The 20,107-nt window shown below is 41.6% G+C and carries 18 protein-coding genes and 1 tRNA gene; 10 read left to right on the forward strand and 9 right to left on the reverse strand.

Annotated features, from left to right (window positions below; all coding sequences use genetic code 11):
• Positions 1–9: 9 nt before the first annotated feature.
• A complete protein-coding gene (locus FEM55_RS22970; protein ID WP_138283663.1) occupies positions 10–1,893 on the reverse strand; it encodes a heparinase II/III family protein in 1,884 nt (627 codons plus the stop codon).
• Positions 1,890–3,995 carry a bi-domain-containing oxidoreductase gene (locus tag FEM55_RS22975; protein ID WP_138283664.1) on the reverse strand — a complete coding sequence of 702 codons (2,106 nt, stop codon included), beginning with the start codon at positions 3,993–3,995 and terminating at the stop codon, positions 1,890–1,892. Before FEM55_RS22975 ends, FEM55_RS22970 begins: the two co-directional genes overlap by 4 nt.
• Positions 3,996–4,112: 117 nt before the next feature.
• Between FEM55_RS22975 and FEM55_RS22980 the strand changes: the two genes are divergently transcribed.
• Both FEM55_RS22980 and FEM55_RS22985 read left to right on the forward strand, forming a co-directional pair.
• A complete protein-coding gene (locus FEM55_RS22980; RefSeq protein ID WP_138283665.1) occupies positions 4,113–5,270 on the forward strand; it encodes a Gfo/Idh/MocA family protein in 1,158 nt (385 codons plus the stop codon).
• A 65-nt stretch (positions 5,271–5,335) separates the two neighbouring features.
• Positions 5,336–6,235 carry a sugar phosphate isomerase/epimerase family protein gene (locus FEM55_RS22985; RefSeq protein WP_229209388.1) on the forward strand — a complete coding sequence of 300 codons (900 nt, stop codon included), beginning with the start codon at positions 5,336–5,338 and terminating at the stop codon, positions 6,233–6,235.
• A gap of 491 nt (positions 6,236–6,726) precedes the next feature.
• Here FEM55_RS22985 and FEM55_RS22990 read toward each other — a convergent pair.
• The 3 genes from FEM55_RS22990 to ubiE form a co-directional block, all read right to left on the reverse strand.
• Positions 6,727–6,801, reverse strand: a tRNA-Val gene (locus tag FEM55_RS22990).
• Positions 6,802–6,909: 108 nt separating this feature from the next.
• Positions 6,910–7,620 carry a type IX secretion/gliding motility protein PorT/SprT gene (gene porT, locus FEM55_RS22995; RefSeq protein ID WP_445447102.1) on the reverse strand — a complete coding sequence of 237 codons (711 nt, stop codon included), beginning with the start codon at positions 7,618–7,620 and terminating at the stop codon, positions 6,910–6,912.
• Complete coding sequence (ubiE, locus tag FEM55_RS23000; protein ID WP_138283667.1) at positions 7,593–8,315, reverse strand: bifunctional demethylmenaquinone methyltransferase/2-methoxy-6-polyprenyl-1,4-benzoquinol methylase UbiE; 723 nt, start codon at positions 8,313–8,315, stop codon at positions 7,593–7,595. Before ubiE ends, porT begins: the two co-directional genes overlap by 28 nt.
• A 141-nt stretch (positions 8,316–8,456) precedes the next feature.
• On the opposite strand from ubiE, the gene FEM55_RS23005 reads away from it, so the two are divergent.
• Positions 8,457–9,227, forward strand: coding sequence for a hypothetical protein (locus FEM55_RS23005; protein WP_138283668.1), 771 nt, complete (start codon positions 8,457–8,459; stop codon positions 9,225–9,227).
• A 48-nt stretch (positions 9,228–9,275) separates the two neighbouring features.
• Here FEM55_RS23005 and FEM55_RS23010 read toward each other — a convergent pair whose 3' ends face one another.
• Entirely contained in the window at positions 9,276–9,992 is a 717-nt protein-coding gene (locus tag FEM55_RS23010; protein ID WP_138283669.1) for a hypothetical protein, read from the reverse strand.
• 266 nt (positions 9,993–10,258) lie between these two features.
• Between FEM55_RS23010 and FEM55_RS23015 the strand changes: the two genes are divergently transcribed.
• Entirely contained in the window at positions 10,259–10,846 is a 588-nt protein-coding gene (locus FEM55_RS23015; protein ID WP_138283670.1) for a hypothetical protein, read from the forward strand.
• A 70-nt stretch (positions 10,847–10,916) separates the two neighbouring features.
• On the opposite strand, the gene FEM55_RS23020 is transcribed toward FEM55_RS23015, so the two are convergent.
• Positions 10,917–12,755, reverse strand: coding sequence for an alkaline phosphatase (locus FEM55_RS23020; RefSeq protein WP_138283671.1), 1,839 nt, complete (start codon positions 12,753–12,755; stop codon positions 10,917–10,919).
• 540 nt (positions 12,756–13,295) lie between these two features.
• Here FEM55_RS23020 and FEM55_RS23025 point away from each other — a divergent pair.
• Positions 13,296–13,877, forward strand: a complete 582-nt coding sequence (locus FEM55_RS23025; protein WP_138283672.1) for a DJ-1/PfpI family protein — start codon at positions 13,296–13,298, stop codon at positions 13,875–13,877.
• 106 nt (positions 13,878–13,983) lie between these two features.
• On the opposite strand, the gene FEM55_RS23030 is transcribed toward FEM55_RS23025, so the two are convergent.
• On the reverse strand, positions 13,984–14,352 hold the full coding sequence (locus tag FEM55_RS23030; protein ID WP_138283673.1) for a hypothetical protein: 369 nt from the start codon (positions 14,350–14,352) through the stop codon (positions 13,984–13,986).
• Between the two features lie 468 nt (positions 14,353–14,820).
• Between FEM55_RS23030 and FEM55_RS23035 the strand changes: the two genes are divergently transcribed.
• Positions 14,821–15,348, forward strand: coding sequence for a dihydrofolate reductase family protein (locus FEM55_RS23035; RefSeq protein WP_138283674.1), 528 nt, complete (start codon positions 14,821–14,823; stop codon positions 15,346–15,348).
• A 51-nt stretch (positions 15,349–15,399) separates the two neighbouring features.
• Here FEM55_RS23035 and FEM55_RS23040 read toward each other — a convergent pair whose 3' ends face one another.
• Positions 15,400–15,693 (reverse strand): putative antibiotic biosynthesis monooxygenase, encoded by a 294-nt coding sequence (locus FEM55_RS23040; protein ID WP_138283675.1) that lies wholly within the window; start codon positions 15,691–15,693, stop codon positions 15,400–15,402.
• Between the two features lie 702 nt (positions 15,694–16,395).
• On the opposite strand from FEM55_RS23040, the gene FEM55_RS23045 reads away from it, so the two are divergent.
• The 4 genes from FEM55_RS23045 to FEM55_RS23060 are packed head-to-tail and all read left to right on the forward strand — an operon-like array spanning position 16,396 to position 19,821.
• Positions 16,396–17,664, forward strand: coding sequence for a site-specific integrase (locus tag FEM55_RS23045; protein ID WP_138283676.1), 1,269 nt, complete (start codon positions 16,396–16,398; stop codon positions 17,662–17,664).
• A 2-nt stretch (positions 17,665–17,666) separates the two neighbouring features.
• Positions 17,667–18,338 (forward strand): hypothetical protein, encoded by a 672-nt coding sequence (locus FEM55_RS23050; RefSeq protein WP_138283677.1) that lies wholly within the window; start codon positions 17,667–17,669, stop codon positions 18,336–18,338.
• Positions 18,339–18,343: 5 nt separating this feature from the next.
• On the forward strand, positions 18,344–18,865 hold the full coding sequence (locus FEM55_RS23055) for a hypothetical protein (protein WP_138283678.1): 522 nt from the start codon (positions 18,344–18,346) through the stop codon (positions 18,863–18,865).
• Between the two features lie 2 nt (positions 18,866–18,867).
• Positions 18,868–19,821, forward strand: a complete 954-nt coding sequence (locus FEM55_RS23060) for a virulence RhuM family protein/type II toxin-antitoxin system death-on-curing family toxin (protein WP_138283679.1) — start codon at positions 18,868–18,870, stop codon at positions 19,819–19,821.
• Positions 19,822–20,107: the final 286 nt, after the last annotated feature.

Consider the following 20,107-nt stretch of genomic DNA (forward strand, 5'->3'; position numbering starts at 1 on the left):
CGTGTGTGTTTAGCCGCCCTTGTTGCAGGCTTTGATTGTCGTTCGTATAAATCTCCCGGAAGTTGCAAAGACAAGCGCAGGACTTTCCGTTTTCTGCCCGTAACTTTCAGAATACCAGCCTTCGCTTTTTACATATTCCATGCGGTTTCCCTTTTCATCCTGCGCATGTATTTCATAATGATCAAAAAAACTTTCGCATGGATGCCAGATTTGCTTCATGGGCAGATTTGCCGGAACATTTTCAAGGCTGTCTTCAATAATCCAGTGCAGCTTGCCGGCTTCTTTGAAAACTTTTCTTTTATGTCGGATTCCTTTTGCAACGTGATAAAAACCCTCATAATCAGCTTCCATTACAATCAGATCAGGATTCAAAAACCGGATTTCCCCCGAAGCTTTTTTGATCCAGCCAAACCACATAAAGCGCGGACCTTTCCGCATCTGATCAAAATCGCCGATCATTACCGTATTGTGCGACGCCGTGCCGGCAAAATACCGGATCAGGTTTTCATCGGTATTATACTGAAATGTTCCCGCGTCGCGCAGTATATTCATGCCATTTACCCAAATGTCAACATGCAGGTTATCCGCCTGAAACGGCCTTTTACCATAACGTCCGCAACGCAGAAAAGTAAGTGAAAACGGGTCTTTCAGAATATAATAGCCGCCGTCTTTAAATTCAAAAGTTCTGTACTCCGATGTTTTTTGCAGACTTGCAGTTTTATTTTTCTCTCCTGAAAACCAGCTTGTTTCTTCATTCCAGTTTCCAATTTCATACGCATGATCCTGTTTTAAAGCACTTGCCAAAGCTGCAAGCTGAGGGCGAAAATCACGAAAGTGACAATCGGTTAACGGAAAGAACAAAGCGCCGTCATTGTTGCCGTAATTCGGAAGCCAGCCTGTTATTTCCTCCTGACAAGCCTGTAAAAAATGCAGTGATTTTTCTGCAAGCGTATATACGTTCGCCGGCCATTTTTCCTGATTCTTTTCCGCAATGCCAATAGCCATTGTTAGTAACTGAACTGCAATGCGGTGATAATTCACGGAGTACTGCAAAAATGTGCCGTCACCATCAATCTGAAAAGCAATTTCCTGTTCAAACCAGCGCTTTCCTTTTCTTTTCCATTTACCGCTTTCCGGAAAAAAAGGGTATAGCAAACCAATGAAATAAAGCCCGAAAGTTTCCGTTAATGCATGATTATTCCGGACTGCAATGCGCGCAAAGCTGATATTTCCTTCCACACGGCGCATTTGATGACGAATGCTGTTCACCACTTTTTCGAAAATTTGAGGTGTAAGTGTTTCGGAAAACTTGTAATAATGAACCGCAAAAGTCCAGTTGAAAACTCTTAGCGTTATTTCCTGTCCGCAACGCCAGTTCGGTCCGCAATTGACAGTATTTTTATCAATCCAGTCCGTAATGAATGCGAAAACAAGTTTGGACTGATCTTCCTGGAAATGAAAATCATAACGGATCAGATCATATAAAAACGTAAACCTTGACTTTTCCCAGACGTACTTGATATCACCGGCCTGCCTGGAAAAATCCGGAATTTCTGTCCAGTGCTTTTTGGAGTCGAATGCAAAACCCGTTTTCGGATGAGTATGCCAATCCTTTGCATGATGCCATTCGGAGGAAAAGTATAAAAACCTGTTCTGCGAAATTTTCCCTGCACGTTCCTTTAACTGATAAAGTGAAGTATTTCTTTCCAGATTGATTTTTACGGGATCAAAGAAAAACTGAACGGGAAGCTGTCGCCAGTTTTCCAGCGAAAAAGATTTTTCCTTTACATGAACCGGAAAATGCAGTTTCAGCAATCCCGATCTTAACCGGATTTCATACCCGATGCGAAAGCATACATACCGGAAACCCATATTTTGGATGAACCGGATCATATTTTTACCCAGCTGAAAGTTTTAAGGCTTTCCAAGGCCGCAAAAGTTACCTGCGAAGTATGGACAATTTCTTCAAAAGGAATCAGCGGCGCTCCGCCGTTTCTGACCATTTCCAGCAATTGCCCGAATTGCTGTTTGTGGCCTTTGTCCTGCTGCGTTTTCAGTTTTGTAAAAGTACTGAATCCATAGCCCGTCAAAGTCCGGAAATTATCCAGAATCAGCGTACGGCCGAGTGAATAAACCTCGATACGTTCCTTTGCATACGCGTTATTTCCATTTGAAAAATAGTTGATAACGCCCGTTGAACCGTTTTTACATTTCAGCAGCATACTTGCATTGTCCGAAGTTTCGCAGGCATTTCCGGCCGCATTCATACAAACGGCTTCTATTCTGCTGCCGGTAATAAAAATGAATAGATCAACAAAATGACACGCTTCACCGATAATGCGCCCGCCTCCTCTTGCACGGTCATGAATCCACGATTCTGCCGGAACAAAACCTGCATTTACCGTAATAATCACGTTCACAAGGCTGTCTTTCAGGAGCAGCTTCATTTTCCGGACATGCAGAGAAAAACGCCGGTTGTATCCAACTGTTAAGGAAACCGGGCCGGGTTCCGGTTTTTGCCAGACATTGATAATTTCATCCAGTTCAGCCTGAAAAATAGCAAGCGGTTTTTCAACAAATACATGTTTTCCAGCCAGCAGCGCTTTCAGAACCATTGCCGCATGCTGCTGATGCTGCGTTGTAATGAGCACCAGATCAATCTCCTTGTCATTTAAAATTTCCTGGAAATCACAGGTCGCAAAAGGAATGCCGTATTTCCGGGCGAGTTCTGCCGCTGAAAAGCCGTCTGCGCTGGCGATATACTTCAGATCTGCGTTTTTCAGCAAAGGGAGCATTGTCGTTCTGGTAAAATTCCCCGCTCCTATTATTCCGGCTACTCCTTTTCTGCCGGCAAACGTTTCATCCGAAAACCGGGTTACCGAATGATTACTGACTACTTTCGGGTAGTCCAGAATAATGGCAACAGACTTTGAGAAGGTGATATTTTCATAAACACTTTTAAAATCTGCCAATGGAATTACCTCTGAAATCAACGGCCTGACATTCAGAGAACCGGAAGAAAGCAGTTCCAGAACAGCCTGAAAATTCCGGTTTTCCGTCCATCTTGCAAACGGCAGCGGATAATCAATTCCTTTCTGTTCATAGTCATGATCGTAACGTCCCGGCCCGTAAGAGCAGGAAACCTGAAAAGTCAGCTCTTTTTCATAAAAATCTGCCCGGTTCAGATGCAGTCCTGTAACGCCGATCAATACGATTTTGCCCCTTTTTCTTAATATATGCGCAGCTTGTGAAATAATTTTATCTGAGCCGGAAGATGCTGTAATGATGACGCCGTCAGCGCCCATGCCGTTTGTCAGTTCGGCGACAACCTTTTCAGCATCCGTCATGTCGGGATTAAGCGTGGTAATATTTTTGGAAGCAATTGCCCGTTTTTGTTCATCCGGATCAATCCCGATGACGCGACAGCCATTAAGCCGCAGAATTTCAGCAGCCAGCAAGCCGGTCAGCCCCAAACCGGTAACAACAACCGTTTCACCAATTGCAGGTGAAAGCAGCCTGATTCCCTGCAGGGCAACAGAAGCAATGACTGTAAAAACAGCTTCTTCGTCGGGAACGTGATCCGGAACTTTGGCAACAAGGTTTCTGGGTACACAAACAATCTCCGCATGCGGCCCGTTGCTGATCACACGGTCACCGATTTTCAAATCCCGGATTTCTTCACCAACAGCTATAACGGTGCCCACATTGCTGTATCCGAGCGGAATCAGCTGATCGAGTTTGTTGTAAATTGTTCTGACTGCCGGAACAAGGCCGTCCGACTTTATTTTTGAAACGGCGCGTTTTACCTTTTCAGGATGCTGCCGGGCTTTTTCAAAAAGATTTGCATTGCTGAATTTTACCAGCATTTTTTCCGTGCCGCTTGAAATCAGACTTTTATGCGTCCGGATCAGCACGCAGCCTTTTCTGACCAAAGGTGCGGGAACTTCCTGCAGAGCGGTTTTGCCCGTCCGCAGATTCTGGGTAAGTTGCTTCATCAGTAAAGTGTGTGTTTCGTAGCGGAAATTACAATCTTGCGGGCAATAACAAAACTTTAATATTTTTAATAACTTACATCTTGCAGATTTCGCAACAAAGCATAGGCTCTTTTACTAATGAAAAAACAACTTAACGTAGGGATTATAGGTTACAAATTTATGGGCCGCGCTCACAGCAACGCATGGATCAAGGCGCCGCTGTTTTTTGACCTGCCCGCAGTTCCGGTACTGAAAGCAGCATGCGGCAGGCAAGAAGAATCTTTAAAGGAATTTGCCAAAAAATGGCATTGGGAAGAAACAGAAACGGACTGGAAAAAGCTTGTCTCGAGGCCCGATATTGATATTATTGACATTGCACTTCCGCAGCAGCTTCATTATGACGTAGCCATTGCGGCAGCGAAGGAAGGAAAACATATTTTTTGTGAAAAACCTCTTTCCATGAACAGCAGGCAGGCGGAAGAAATGCTGAAAGTTTGTGAAGACAATAAAGTAAAACACTATTTAAACCATAATTACCGAAGAACGCCGGCTGTTTCCTACGCCAGAAAAATGATCGATGACGGTAAAATCGGCCGTATTTTCCACTGGCGCTGCGCTTATCAGCAAGACTGGATCGTTGATCCTGAATTTCCGCTTACATGGCAGCTGCGAAAAGAAACGGCACAAGCCGGCCCGCAATGGGACCTCAACTCACATGCAGTAGATCTGGCACATTATCTGATCGGTGACATTGCAACGGTTTCCGCACTGACGGCCCATTTCATCAAAGAAAGACCGCTTGCGGATGAAACGACTTCGGGCAATCTTTCTGCCACGGCCAAGGAAAATGAAAAAGGCGAAGTAACCGTCGAAGATGCTGCCTTAATGATGGTCACTTTCAAAAACGGCACGATCGGTTCTTTTGAAGCTACAAGGTTTGCAACGGGCCGTAAAAACAGACTGACTTTTGAAATTTACGGCAGCAAGGGAAGTCTGGCTTTTGATCTGGAAAGAATGAATGAACTTCAGTATTTTTCCAACGACGATGAAGCAGGACAGCAGGGATTCCGGACTATACTTGCAACGGAGGCAGTGCATCCATATGCCTCGAATTGGTGGCCGGCCGGACACATTATCGGTTATGAGCATTCATTTGTTCATGCCGTTGCGGATTTTATCAAAGCCATTGAAGAGGATACCGCAATCAAACCCGACTTTGCCGACGGTCTGAAAATCATTCAGGTACTGGAAGCAGGAATCGTTTCTGCAGAAACCGGATCGCAGGTTACGCTCTGATTTATAAACCTAAATTTTCATTATTCATGGTTGCCTATTCAATTGACTCAAATGGTTTATCAACCATGATTTGCAAAAAAAGCATGCTGGCATGTCTTTTTCTGCTTTTTGCAACTGTTTCAAATGCGCAGAATGCAAAAGGAACGAACAGCATTTTTGCAAGAGAAAATCTGATTGCATGGTGCATTGTACCATATGATGTTAAAAACAGAACTCCGGCTGAACGTTCAGAAATGCTCAACAAACTGGGTATTACAATGCTTGCATATGACTGGCGCGAAAAGCACGTTCCTGAATTTGATACGGAGCTGGATGAACTGGAAAAACATCATATTGCATTACAGGCATTCTGGCTATACTCAGGCCCTAACCCGGAAAATGACAAGAATCTGGATATCATCATTGATTTACTGAAACGTCATCAAGTAAAAACGCAGATCTGGTGCATGGTTGCCGGCATAGAGGACATCGATTCCATGACGCAGGAAGAAAAAGTGAAGGTGCATGCCAAGGCAATTGCTTATATCGCAGACAAAGCGGCTGAAATTGGCTGCAGCGTTGGTCTTTACAATCATGGCGGCTGGTATGGCGAACCGGAAAATCAGCTGGAAATTATCAGATACCTGAAAAAACCGAATATCGGAATCGTTTACAACTTTCATCATGCCGAAGAACAGATTGACAGGTTTCCGGAATTTTTCCCCCGGATTGTTCCGCATTTGATGGCATTGAACCTTGCCGGGCTGAAAAAAGGCAATCCGGTTAAAGTTGTTCCTATAGGTGAAGGAGATGCAGAACCGAAAATGATGCAGATTGTAAAAAACAGCAAATACCACGGCCCGATTGGAATTATTAACGAAGACACTGCTCCGGATGCAGAAGAAGGTCTGACAGTAAATATAAACGGGCTAAAAAAGGTTCTGAAACAAATGAATGAAAAGGAAGCTTTGAAAACTTATCAGTAACATTCTGCATTGAATTAAGATTAAAGAATCATACACTGCTCCGGAGGAGCACCCTGTTTATAGCAAAAGAAATTCATGCAGGTTTTACATGGCCCCGGCAGGGCAGCTTTTTTACGGATGATCAGGAGGCCCTGCCGGGCCAAATCGCATTTGGAAACGCTTAGTGCTATAAACAGGAGGCCGCGCTGTGGCAAATGGCAAATGCCGGAAATAGTAGGAGCTCAAAATGGAAATTGCTTGTACGCTGAAGAACTACACCGCTCCGGAGGAGCACCCTGTTTATAGCAAAAGAAATTCATGCAGGTTTTACATGGCTCCGGCGGGGCCTCCTGTTTACGGATGATAAGGAGGCCCCGCCGGGCCAAATCGCATTTGGAAACGCTTAATGCTACAAACAGGAAGCCGCGCTGCGGCAAATGGCAAATGCTATTAGCAAGCGTATAAAAAGCAAAAAGCACTTACTGCTTTCGCCATAAGTGCTTTTTCAATTGTGGGAGTTGAGGGATTCGAACCCCCGACCCTCTGCTTGTAAGGCAGATGCTCTGAACCAACTGAGCTAAACTCCCTTTTTCCCGTCGTTTGGGAGTGCAAATATGTGCGACTAAATTTGTAACTGCAACTTTTTTAATGAAAAAAAACTAAAAAATTTTCAATGTATTGAGAATCAGGCATCCTTATTCGAAATTTAAATAGAGTGTCACCGTGTGCGTAGACAAGCGGTTTATTCCCATGCCTGCTGAATTTTTTGTAGGCTGAAAAACATTCATCAAACCATGTGAAAAGCGCAGTTCCGGTGCAAATTTGAAGAATTCAAAAAATTGCTCGTAGCCAATTCCATAATCAATTGAAAAGTCGCTGGACTTTGTGTCCAGCCGGCCGCCGCCTCCGCCCCTGTTTCGCTTTACATTGGTTTCTATTCCGAACGTTACGCCTGCCAGCATATACATTCTGGAATTTACACGTCTTAACGATTTGTATTTTAGTAACAAAGGAACTTCAATCCAGGTTGATTCCCGCTTTTCTGTTTTATCCGTCCCGTTCGGGTAACTGAATTTCACATGCCGCTCATACAAGGAAACCGAAGGCGTAGTACGCAAATCAAAATGCTCGTTCAGAAAAGCATTGATTGTAAAACCCATCCGGAATGCCGCATTATTAGGTGACTGAATTACAAAAGCGGAATCTTTAGGTACAAACTCGTTACTATGAGTGATATTGAACCGGGTAAAGGGAACGGCAAATAAAATACCGTAATGAATCGGTTTGTCATCGTAGAATTCCAGATGACGACGCCTGTATCCGATGCCTTGTGCCTGTACTCCCTGGGCTGCCAGCAACAGTCCGAAAAAGCCGAATATTACTTGTGACCTATGTAAATGGAACAAATCCCGAAGGTAAGTGGTATGCATCTGGTATTTATAAATCCTGCTTTTTTAAAAATTTCAAGAAAAGCTTCTCCATCCGGAAACGCCTGAACAGATTCAGGAAGATATGTATAAGCCGAACTATCCTTTGATACCGTCTTTCCAATCAGCGGCAATATGTATTTGAAATAAAAATTATAAAACTGCTTGAACGGAAAGCTGCGCGGCTTGGAAAATTCAACGACAACGCAAGTTCCTCCGGGCTTCATCACACGGTTCATTTCAGTAAGTCCGGTTAGCAGATTCTGAAAATTGCGTACTCCAAACGAAACGATAATTGCATCAAAATAATTGTTGGAGAAAGTCAAACTTTCCGAATCGCCGCTCTGAAGCGTTATGACATCCTGCTTTCCGAGCTTGGCTATTTTTTCGCGCCCGACAGCCAGCATTCCTTCTGAAATATCGACACCGATTATTTTTTCAGGTTTGAGGGAAAGTGCCTCAATGGCAAAATCACCCGTGCCCGTTGCAATATCCAGTATGATTTTCGGCTGCTGTTTCCGCAGCAGTTTAATGGCTCTTTTACGCCAGTAAATATCAACGCCTGCACTCAGAAGATGATTGAGCAGGTCGTATTTTGGAGAAATATTGTCAAACATTTCTGCCACCTGCTCTCTTTTGCTTCCGTCCTTGTGCTTATAGGGTACTACACTCATTTCGCTTTTTTGTAAATACAACTATAAACAAAACTAACAGTTATTTTATTGTTAAGTGACCGTCCTGCAATCTAATTTGAACTAGGCGCTGACCGGAAACGGAAATGTGCGTCTAATAAGCGTATTCTAAATCATTTCTGCATGCGCAACGGTTTACTTTCAGTAATCTTCATTTTCAGCTTTTCAGTTTCATACGGACAAAATTCCAACGGTATCAGCAGGAAAAAAAGTTATGGCCGGAAAGAATATTTTCCTTTTTCAGTAAGCCTGCGCGGCGGTCTTACGCAGTTTTACGGTGAGCTGAACGCACAGGATATGCAGGGAATGACCGGCATAAGTCTGGGAAAATCGTTTAACAAAAACCTGGCGCTGCATTTTGATTATACAGCCGGAAAACTGGGCGGAGAAAAAGTGGCCTTTTTCAATTCTTATTTTATTAATGAATACAATTCACTGGAACTGACGGCAAAGTGGAACCTTACGGAACAATTCAGCCGCTTGGAGCCCGGCAATGCCCATTTTTTTCTGTACGGCGGCATCGGACTTGTTTATTTCAGCGCCAATGCATTTGCAATGGACGACAACCGTTTGCTGCGGTTTACAAACAGCAAGCTCAGTGCACGCAATCCTCTGTTTTTACGTTGGGGTCCGCCCAAAGGTCCTGCCGGGATCAAAAAGACGCGTGAAGGCATTTTACCGTTAGGTACTTCTCTGGATTTTCTGCTGTTCAAATGTTTGAAAACGGGAATAGATTACCGTTTTTATTTTGTGAGAACGGATAAAATGGATGCAACTTCGGGACGTCGGCTGCTTAATCCCGAGGAAAGTAATTCGTACAGCGATACGCCCAATGACAAGTTCAGCTTTTTGTCTGTTTTTCTGAGTTACCGCTTTAAAAATACAAGGCATTGAAAAAGAATTGGCTTTATGCCATTTCCTTTAAAGTCTCCTTATATTCTTTTACTTATTTGCCAGTGGACGATAACAGGATTTTACGTCAGACTCAAGAACAGACCTATGCGCACCGTCTTTTCTATGTTCTCCGTCTTTTGTTAATATAATTCCTTTATAAAGCATTTCAAAAGAATTATTGGAAGTTACATAAGAGTACAACCGAACCGAAATGGAACCAGCATGATCCGAAATGATATCGCCTATGTTGTACAATTTGTTTGCAAGGACAAATGTTTCGATTAAAGTATTTCGTTCAATCTGATGACGTAAAGCCAATTGATCTGATTTTGGTATATGTGTTTGTTCAATGTATTCAAGCTTTTTCATCACAGTTTTCAATTCGCCCCGATGAAGCATTTCCAGTTCATCCATTTTTGATTCACTTTTCTTTTTTGCAGCGAGAAGCTCAATTCTATGGCGTAATTTCAGGTAATCGATTTTAAGTTTATATTGCCGCTGATCAGTACATGCAACTTCCTTCATAAAGTTTTCCAGCTCCCTCTTGTGAAGTGCTTTTAACTGGTATATTTCTGAATTCTCATCCTGCTCTGCATCAGCCATTTTTTCAGTTAAATGATCTATTTCCTTTTTATGAAGTAATTTTAATTTAGCCAACTCCAATTCATATTCCAGGTGATTGGATTTTAAATAAAGAACTTCGCGCTCCATTTCCTGAAGCAGCTTCAACTCATTAAATTTTAAATTAAACTCTTGACCGGACATTTGATACTTTGGTAACTGATGAAACTTATTTGGCACCCGAAATACTTATTGAAGAAATTTTCTTTAAAATATCCTGTGCATTTTGACGCATAATGAAACAAAGGTTATCCTCAATGATGCACAAATAAATAACTCTTGGTCTGTTACTGAAATGGCATTTATTTACAGCAATATCTGACTTATCAAAAGGTACGTCACTTCAGGTGTTTTCTGCTTTGTCCATGTAAAGGATTAAAACAATAAAATTTAAATTTTATATACCCGCTATGAATGCCAACTCTATCAAGTACAAATTTTATCCTACGCTGTTGAACACTTACGACAGTTTTGAAAAAGGGTATGTAACAGAAACAGAACTTATTGACCGTATTAACAGGCTTCCTTCAGTTCAGACCGAAGCGCAGGCGAAAGGAACTTCTTTTGAAGATGCCGCTATTAAAGGCATTAATGAAGAACTGTTTGACGCCGGCATTCTGGCCCGGGTAAGAGCTCTTTTGCCGCGCCCGATGGTAAAAACCCAGGCATATTGCGAATATCAGATCAATGACGTCCTGCTTTACGGCTATGTGGATGTAATTGGTAAAATCATGGCCGTCGATATTAAAACAACGGGAAAATACGAAGCCGGCACCTATGCCGGAAGTCACCAGAATTTTTACCTGCCGGCACTGCGCTCAAAGGGGATCAGAAAACTGAGGTATGTGATTACCGACTTCAATGATGTTTACAGCGAGGAATACGATCAGACTTTTGACTTTTCGCATCAGCTTTCACAGATCAATGCCTTTTGCCAGTTTGTTGAGGACAATCGCGGCAGAATTACAGATTGTAAGATTTTTGGAGGTGAAAAGTAAAGTGTATCTGTGAAATGTAAAATGTATTAATCTCAATTTATAAAACTCCGATTTACTCATTTCGGCTGTTTTACTTTTGATTGTATTTCTTAAAAATATTCAGGATTCTGCTGAAAATCTCGGTGTTTTCATAAATACCGCGAAAATCAAGCGAATGCGGCCCGTAGGCAAAAACCGGAACCATCACGGAAGTATGATCATTGGTGCTGAAACTTCCGTCTACATACCCTTTCTGAAGATCGCCGTCGAGCAGAGTCAGCCCTCCGGTTTCATGATCGGCAGTGACGATCACGAGCGTTTCGCCATTGCTGTCGGCAAAGCGCATGGCCTCACCAATAAGCTGATCAAAATCAAGCATTTCTGTGACCACATAAGGTACTTTGTTTGCATGACCGCCGTAATCGATCTGCGCACCTTCGGCCATTATGAAAAACCCGTTCTTGTTGGATTGCAGGGACTCAGATGCTTTTTTAAACGATTCTGTCAGAAAGTTCCCTCTTCCTTTCAGCATGGAAACGGTTCTGGAATTGTCCAGAAGCACAAACGGCATTTTCATTTTTTCCAGATCCTGCCAGTTGTACGAAACCTGAACTCCACGGTTGCGCAATGTGTCCGCCACTTTCGTTTTCTCAAAATGCTCCGATCCTCCGCCAATGAGTATTTCCGCGCGTGATTTTAAAAAGTCATGCGCAATTTCAGCTTCCATGCTGCGTTCCGGCTGATGTGCATAAAATGCAGCGGGCGTTGCGTCGGTTATGCTACCGGCAGAAATAATGCCGGATTTTATGCCAAATGACGCGGTTAAATCGGGTAAATTGGCAAGTGCAACGTTGTTGGTGTCTACACCAATGGCACGATTCCTTGCTTTTTTTCCGGTTGCCATGGCCGTTCCGCCCGCAGCCGAATCCGTAATGTAGCTGTCTGCAGAACCGGTTTTTGAAAATCCCAGGTTCAGGAACTGCGCTAGATTGAGTATGCCGTGGTTTGCAGTCATTCCGGCATAAATCTGTGTCAGGCCCATACCGTCGCCAATCAGCAGAATGATGTTTTTAACCTTGCTCAGTTTGTCGTTGTTCCGGTAAGTCGGCTTGTAAAGCGCATGCACTTTTTCGGAAGTAAACTCGGCATCTTTCCGGTTTCGCAGATAAGGTCCAAGCTCTTCCACTTTGTCTGTATTCAGATAATCAACGCCGAGATTCATCAGCATTTTCCATGCATTAACATGGTCCGGCGTAGCCCAGAAGCGCATTTTCCTGCCCTGATCATGAACATGTCTGATCACTTTTTCCAGCGCAGTTCTATCATTTTTAGTCAGAATGCCTTTTCCGTTCCAGTCGGTATATTTTGTAAAAGACTGACTGATCAGCCCAATCCGTTCCAGCTGCGATTTCGTATAAGCAACTTCCGGACGGCCGTCAAAAAACAGGTAAGAAGGATAATTACTGAATTCCGTTGCATCCGGAATGTTGCCGCTCAACACGATTTTCACTGTGCCTTTCGGCGCAAGCAGGCTTTCATACGGCTGAAGTTCCCTGATCAGCGCAGGCAAAGTTTCATTCGCGGATGTTTTCAAATCAATAAGTAACTGTAAACCAGCGTTTTTATTCGGATAAATACTTCCTTTATTTTCCTGTACCCTGGCTGCAATTGGTTTTAGATAAAGCTCCTTTAAAGTATTTGCCGGTTTGATATGACTGACTTCATGTGCAACGAAAATACTGTCGTTATGTAAAAATATATCGGCTTCAACTGAACCAAATTGTTGATAATAAGCACGCAGAAATGGAATGTTCTGCTCATAATCATTGTGCGAGTGCGCCTGGGCAGCCGTGTAAGAAACGGCATTCTGAGCCAGAGTTTCATTGAAGAAAAGAAACGTGCAGAATAAAACAGGAATAATGAACTTCATAAAAGCAATGCCGTTTCGGACAAAAAATTGACGGATTTTAAAATAAGGTCATTCAGAAAACAAATAAAACTCTGACCAGAAACTATCTGATGAAAAATGATAAAATGCATCGTTCAACAAGGACTTTGAAATAAGGCTGATGAAGTCTGGCAAATACTGGCTCATCGTCTTCACCGATCCATCTGAGCATATTTCCATGCGTATAAATGCGGTAAAGTCGGCTTATATCAAAGTCAGAAACCTGATCTTTCCAGATTGAAACAGATTTATTTTTTGGCGAAAATAGGCTTAAATTTATTCTGCTGTTTTAACCAAATGTTAAGTAACGAGCCTCAATGCGATTAAATTGAATTGTTGACCTTTCAAATATTTCTTTCAGCAGATGATAAATACTCATGCATTTTACTTTACAAAAAAGGCCAGCCTGAAAAAGCCAGCTTTGTAACTTTAGCAATGACAATTGTAAGAAAAGCCGTGCAAAAGCTTCTTTGTATGTAATTTTAGGAGCGTGATTTATTTCAACTATTAACTTTAACTATCATGTCAAAGAAAATTTTGATGCTCGTAGGAGATTATGTTGAAGATTATGAAGCCATGGTTCCGTATCAGGCCATGCTTTCCGTCGGGATTGACGTGGATACGTTCGCACCGGACCGTAAAAAAGGAGATACGGTTCCTACTGCCGTTCATGACTTTGTAGGCGACCAGACTTACAGGGAAACGCAAGGCCACCGTTTTCCGGTCACTGCCGATTTTGATCAGGTAAATCCGGAGGATTATGACGGCTTATATATTGCAGGCGGACGTGCGCCGGAATATACCCGCCTCAACAAACGGGTGCTTGAAATCACAAAGCATTTTTTTGAGGCAAACAAACCAGTGGCCGCCATCTGTCATGGAATTCAGATTTTGACTGCAGCCAGAGTCCTGACCGGACGTACACTCACAGCCTATGTTGCCATTGGCCCGGACATCGAACTTGCCGGCGGCACCTGGAAAAATATTCCTGCCGATCAGGCTGTTGTGGATGGAAACCTGGTAACGTCTCCTGCATGGCCCGGGCATCCGGCCATACTTAAAGAATTTTACAAGCTTTTAGGCATTCAGATTTCCGGCATTTAGTACGTATTGAAAAATCCGGACGGTAATTAAAAGTTGCGTTTAACCATCAACAAAAAAGCCCTCAGCATATTGCCAGGGGCTTTTTTAATACTGCATAAACCAGGTTTTATGCAAAAAAACTTGGGGTTTGCATAAATCCCGGCTGCCAGCTTGCATCGCGGCGTCGAAGTGCCCGCGAAATTGTCAGTATTTCCTGAAGACGTTCCTGCTGATCGCTGATCGGATCCTGGCTATGAAAATACTGACCGATAATTTCCCATTCAAAAGAGTCTGTTTGGGAATCGTAAATTCCGACAGGAATACGGTTTCCATCTGTCATCAGCATACCCAACACATGCTGCGCTTCTTCCTGCGACGAACAGCCCACATGCTGGTACTGTCCTTTCAGCGTATAAAGTACCGAATAGCGGTTTTTTGAAAATTCCTGCTGCTCTTTCGGCTGGTTTCTCCTTGTATATTTTTGTATTTGCATCATTATCGTTTCCTTTTACAATACTCAGAACTGCTGTTCAAAGCTTTTTTATGATATTAAAATAGTTATAAACAAAGGCAAAATTTACATCTTAACTAAGACCTTTTAAATCCTTTGAACTTATAAACGCATATTGTTTATCAATAGTTTACAGGAAAGACAAAGTCGCCGAATATCTTCTGATCACAAAGACATTTAGTCGAATAGTACAAATATCACTTTATTTTACAGAAAAATAAATCTGGACTTTTTTGTCTTCACTTCAATATTTGCAGCCATGCCCGAAAAGCATGTAACCGGAAAGCACAGGAAAAAATACACTGTTTTACTCCATTCAATCAATTTCAAAAAATCCGGCATTCCGCTTTCTTGTCAATTCCGATTGATTCTATAAGTTGCAGTAAAAAACGGGCATGCCTGAAAAATGCAGCTCACACGAGCTTGCAATGAATTTAACTGTGATTAAAACAAATGCGGAAACTTGTGCTTTATATTGCAATGAGCCTGGATGGTTACATTGCAGCGCCGGGCGATGACCTCGGATTTTTAGGAAAAGTTGAGAAAGAAGGGGAGGATTATGGGTATGCAGAATTTATCGGGCAGATTGATACGGTAATTGTCGGTCGTCGCACGTATGACTGGGTAATGCAGCATGTTCCGGATTTCATTCATGCCGACAAGGAAACCTATATTATCACGCGAACGCCGCAGGACAGCATTGGACCTATGCATTTTTATACGGGCGACATTGGTGAATTAGTGGCGGAATTGCAGTTAAAAGAAGGCAAAAACATATTTTGTGACAGAGGTGCAGAAGTCGTAAATCAATTGTTGCAGCGCGGCCTGATCGATGAATTTATTATTTCCATTATTCCTGTTTTCATAGGTGATGGTATCCGGCTTTTCAGGGAAAAGCGGCCCGAGAGTGACCTGAAGCTGCTTCATACAAAAAGTTTTGACACCGGACTGGTGCAGCTGCACTACAAACGAGGCACATGAAAATCGAAATTGGATAAATCAGATTTTCCTGAATTGAACTGTCTGGGATTGTTATTCTTTGACCATTATGACGCTTGTCACCGATTCATCCTTCAAGCTAAGCCACTTTTGCCGATCTTCGTCGTTTCCGTATGCCAATAATCCTTCTTCATTTTCAAAACTGACGAGGTGAATCTCATAAGGAGGATCAAGCTCACCCGCTATAAACTGATCTGCGCCGGGCCTGATCCGCATCAGCAGTTTGCCATTATGCCGTTCAAGCAAAGGCAATACCTGCGATTCAAATGCATGAAAAATGCCTTCTTTTCCTTTGCGAACGTAAACAAATTGCGTAACATGAATCATAGCCTGTCGCTGTTTAGCAGGTAATTAGTTGAAGCTAGCACGGACAGACGATTAACGCACTCTAAATACAAATACATATTTAGCTATCGTACAATTGTTAAAGTATGACAGAAAATATACGCAAATTTTTTTAGCCCGGGAATACTTATAAAAACTCCATTCCAACGACTTTGAAGCAACTGAGCAGACAGATTCAATTGCATGCTGATTGTACCTTTACCGACTATCTATTCTGACGATACTGAAATGCCTGAGCTTACTGGAGAATGGCACTTCCGCACCCATGTACAGCCTCTGCCCGAATTGGCCTGAACAGGCACGATTTCGCTGCAAAATGACAAGAAGCACTTTAATTTTAACTGCCTGTTCTAAAACTTTTAAACCAGCCGGGTTGAGGAAAACTTTGAACCTTAAAGTAGTAAATCCAAGATCTTAAGGCAAATATAAACCAAACAAAAAACCGCTCGATAATTTTAAGATTATCAAGCGGTTAGCTTTGCATTCTGTGGTGATGGACGGAATCGAACCTTTTGATTTTACTATCATGATCTTTTCGTTAAAATATTCTCATTCAGAGCTCTTAACGGCAAATATATAAAATTGAGTTAAGTAACATGCCACCTTGAACAAGATTTTTGTTGTAAACCATTTTGTAAACCAATTCAGTTAAGATAGATTTGTGTAAACTAAGTTACTGGCTTAATGGCTACAACAAAATACTATCTAAAAAAGCCAAAACCAAACGGCAATTGTTTAATATCCTTATACTTTCGCTACGGAACTGAACAAGTTGTTGTTTCAACAAATCAGTTTATCAAGCAAAAATCTTGGGACCCAAAAAACCAAAAAGCAAAAGCAAGTCATGAGGCATATTTGGAGCTTAATGCCAACTTGGATCGATGGCGAAATGAGATTCAGAAGATATACCAACAACGGTTGTACCAAAAGCTGCCAATTACTCCCGCCGATTTAAAACCGCTATTTGAGCGTGAGATCAGAACTGACAAGTATGAAGCAGCTCCTCAAAAAGGCAAGCCTGGGCTGGCTGAATTCATAGGCAAATACATACAGTCAGTGGAAGGATTTAAAAATGCTAACACGATCAAGACTTACCGCTCGCATTTGAAGATGCTAATGGAATTTCAGGCTGATACAAAAAAGAAAAGCATCGCCTTTAACGATATTACGCTAGATTTCTATCATGACTTCAAAAGGTTTATGGTCGAGGTAAAGAAGTACAATGAGAATACTCAGAATAAGCATACCGGGCTTTTGAAGTTCTTCCTGAACGAAGCAACCGAGCGTAAAGAAAATGACAACATTGAGTTTAAGAGTCGCCGATTTTCAACACCTCGAAAAGACGTGGATTCAATTTATTTAAATGAAGATGAGATAAAACTGCTAATGAAACTTGACTTATCAGCTGAATCAAGACTGGAAAAAGTGCGAGATTTATTTATTGTCGGCTGCTTCACCGGATTACGGTTTTCTGACCTTACTACGATACAAGCCGAGAACATTTCTCCAGATTTCAAATACCTGAAGATGAAAACAATTAAGACAGACGAATTTTTAGAGATTCCAATTCATCCTATTGTCAGGAAAGTAATGGAAAAATATAAAGGCCGGACGCCAAACCATTTGCCGCCAGCAATTTCCAATCAAAAAATGAACGAGTATCTTAAAGAAATTGGAGAGAAAGCAAATTTGAGTGACGATATAGCTCTATTTGAAAAGAAGGGGAAGGTTCGGACCCAGAAAAAGGTAAGTAAATTTTCATTAATTACGTCTCATACTGCCCGGCGGTCGTTTGCAACCAATGAGTATCTTGCCGGCACACCAAGTTATGCCATTATGGCGATTACTGGTCACAGAACTGAAAAAGCATTTTTAACATACATTAAGGTAACTAAAAAACAATATGCGCATCAGCTTTCCGAGATCTGGAAAGAGCGATTTAAAGATGAGTGATTATGGCAGATAGTAATAAACCAATTGGGAAATACTCGACACTGAAGCGATTCGGAGAAACCTTTCTAGCAATGAAAGGGGATGATATACCCCTTGTTCCTTATTTCAAGTACGATATTGTTGATCAGCTAAATGAATTTCATCTAGTTTTCTCGTCGGAACCTAGTACAACCTTTTATGAAAACACGATCTTCTCGAAGTTGGTAAGACTCGCTACTTTCAGCCAGTCTCTCAGATGTTTCCGATATCATTTTGAAGCTTATCCAGACAAAATTGAGTTTCTTGATTTTTTCTCAAATGAAATTCCTATCCGGTTGACAAAAAGCTATTCTGTTCAAGAAAAAACTATTTTAGAAGGTCTACTTGCCGAGGTCAATCGACAGTTGGAAGAAAATACGGTGACTCCAAAGTGTGAAGAAGAAGTTGACATTTATACGCTTATCCCCAAGCCTAAGCTTATTGCCCTTATGAAAATCATCTTTTATGGTACTAAGGAGGATAGCCCGTTCGATGCCAATCAAGAAGATATTGTAGCACTTTTGCGCAATTTCACACCATTTAAAAAAGGAAAACGAAGCACGCTCGTGAGAAAGGTAACAGAAAATATCCCAGAGGATTACCTGCCTGAACCACTGATTGTTGAGCTGAAAAAATTCCTGACAAATAAATCGTGACACTAATGAAATTGATATTAATATCTAATCAGATTCGGGTATTTGCTGCACACATCGTGTGGATTGTTTACTTAGGTTTTTTTGGATGTACATCTAAGGACGTTTACGAAAACGAGGCAACGGAGGAATGTTCTAACCTTAGTTTTATTATTCCAAGGCTGTATAAGGATGAAGTTGTTAAGCTTTATCACAATGATAAAATTATTTTAGTGTTTAGGGCGGATAGCTTAAATGGATTTCGGCTAGACAAAGAATTTTGTATCAATTATGATGACAATAATATTTTCAATGTCAAGTCTTTTTATAAGGATAACACATTTATAGATACGAGCGTCGTCGTTCAAAAGAAAGACTTTGGCTTCATCCTATCATCTAGCTATCCCCTTCCTAAAAACTGGAAGGCGGAGCTTGCAAGAGACAGCACGTTGCCATTTAGAGGTTGGGGATCAGTTCCAATAGAAAATAGTGTCCGTGTATTTGCAATGAGTCCAGACACAATATTGAAGGGAAGAATCTCAAATTACTAATTATGGATAGCAAAATCGAAATCTACCAAAGTAGTGATGGACAAACCCAGGTTGAGGTAAAGTTTGAACATGGTACCGCGTGGCTTTCTCAGGAGCAAATTAGTAAGCTGTTCATGCGAGAACGAAGTGTCATAACCAAACATATTGGCAATGTCTTCAAGGAGGGCGAATTGGATGAAGAAAGCAATGTGCAAAATTTGCACATTGCTGGTGCGGATAGACCGACCAAGTTTTACAACCTTGACGTACTGATTTCGGTCGGCTATCGCGTGAAATCATCTCAGGGAACAAAATTTCGAATCTGGGCAACTCAGCGCTTAAAGGATTATCTTGTTCAAGGTTATGTAATCAATGAGCAACGCCTTGCACAAAAGCAGCAAGAGGTTCAAACCCTCAAAGATGGCATTCGAATACTGAGCAGAGCAATAGAAGATAAGATCAACAAAACAGATTTTGCATGGCTTGGACAATTTGCAAAGGGACTGGAGTTGCTAGACGATTACGACCATGAACAATTAGATGTTAAAGGGATAAGCACGAAAGAAGCCGTGTATCCGGACATATTAGACTACTATCGCATAGTTGAAACCATGAAGGCAGATTTCGAGTCTGATGTTTTTGGAAAGGAAAAGGACGGAAGTTTTCAAAGTGCATTGATACAAATTGGCAAAGGCTTTGGTGACATTGACTTTTATCCGTCTATAGAAGAGAAGGCGGCCACATTACTATATCTAATTATAAAGAATCATGGTTTCGTGGATGGTAATAAGCGTATTGCTGCCGCATGTTTCTTACTATTTCTGGAAAGTAATGGTTTATTAAAGTCTAAATCCGGAGATCCTATCATAAGCAATGAGGCTCTTGCTAGCCTTACATTGTTTGCAGCGGCTAGTAAGCCGGAAGAGATGGAGACAGTAAAAAAATTGGTTGTTAGTGTCTTAAATAGGAACCAATAAAATTATGGGATACAAAGCTTTTCTTTAGATATGAATGTAAAGCTAAGTCAGGATAGCTCTTTGCCATCGACTGTAGATAAAGATTTATAACTTAATCTTCCCAAACAATGCTCAAAACAAAGTTATACCTATCTGAATAAATACATTTTTCATAAAAATTCGACACTATCTCAAAATCTGTGTAAAGTTTAAATCGGGGTTTGTAACTCCGATTTTTTACTTTTAACAAAACACAGTTTATGAGACCAGAAGATTTGTTGACTGATGAGTTTTTAAAGCAGTTCAA

Origin of the sequence: Dyadobacter sediminis, assembly GCF_005860765.1 — a bacterium.
GTDB classification, from domain to species: domain Bacteria; phylum Bacteroidota; class Bacteroidia; order Cytophagales; family Spirosomataceae; genus Dyadobacter; species Dyadobacter sediminis.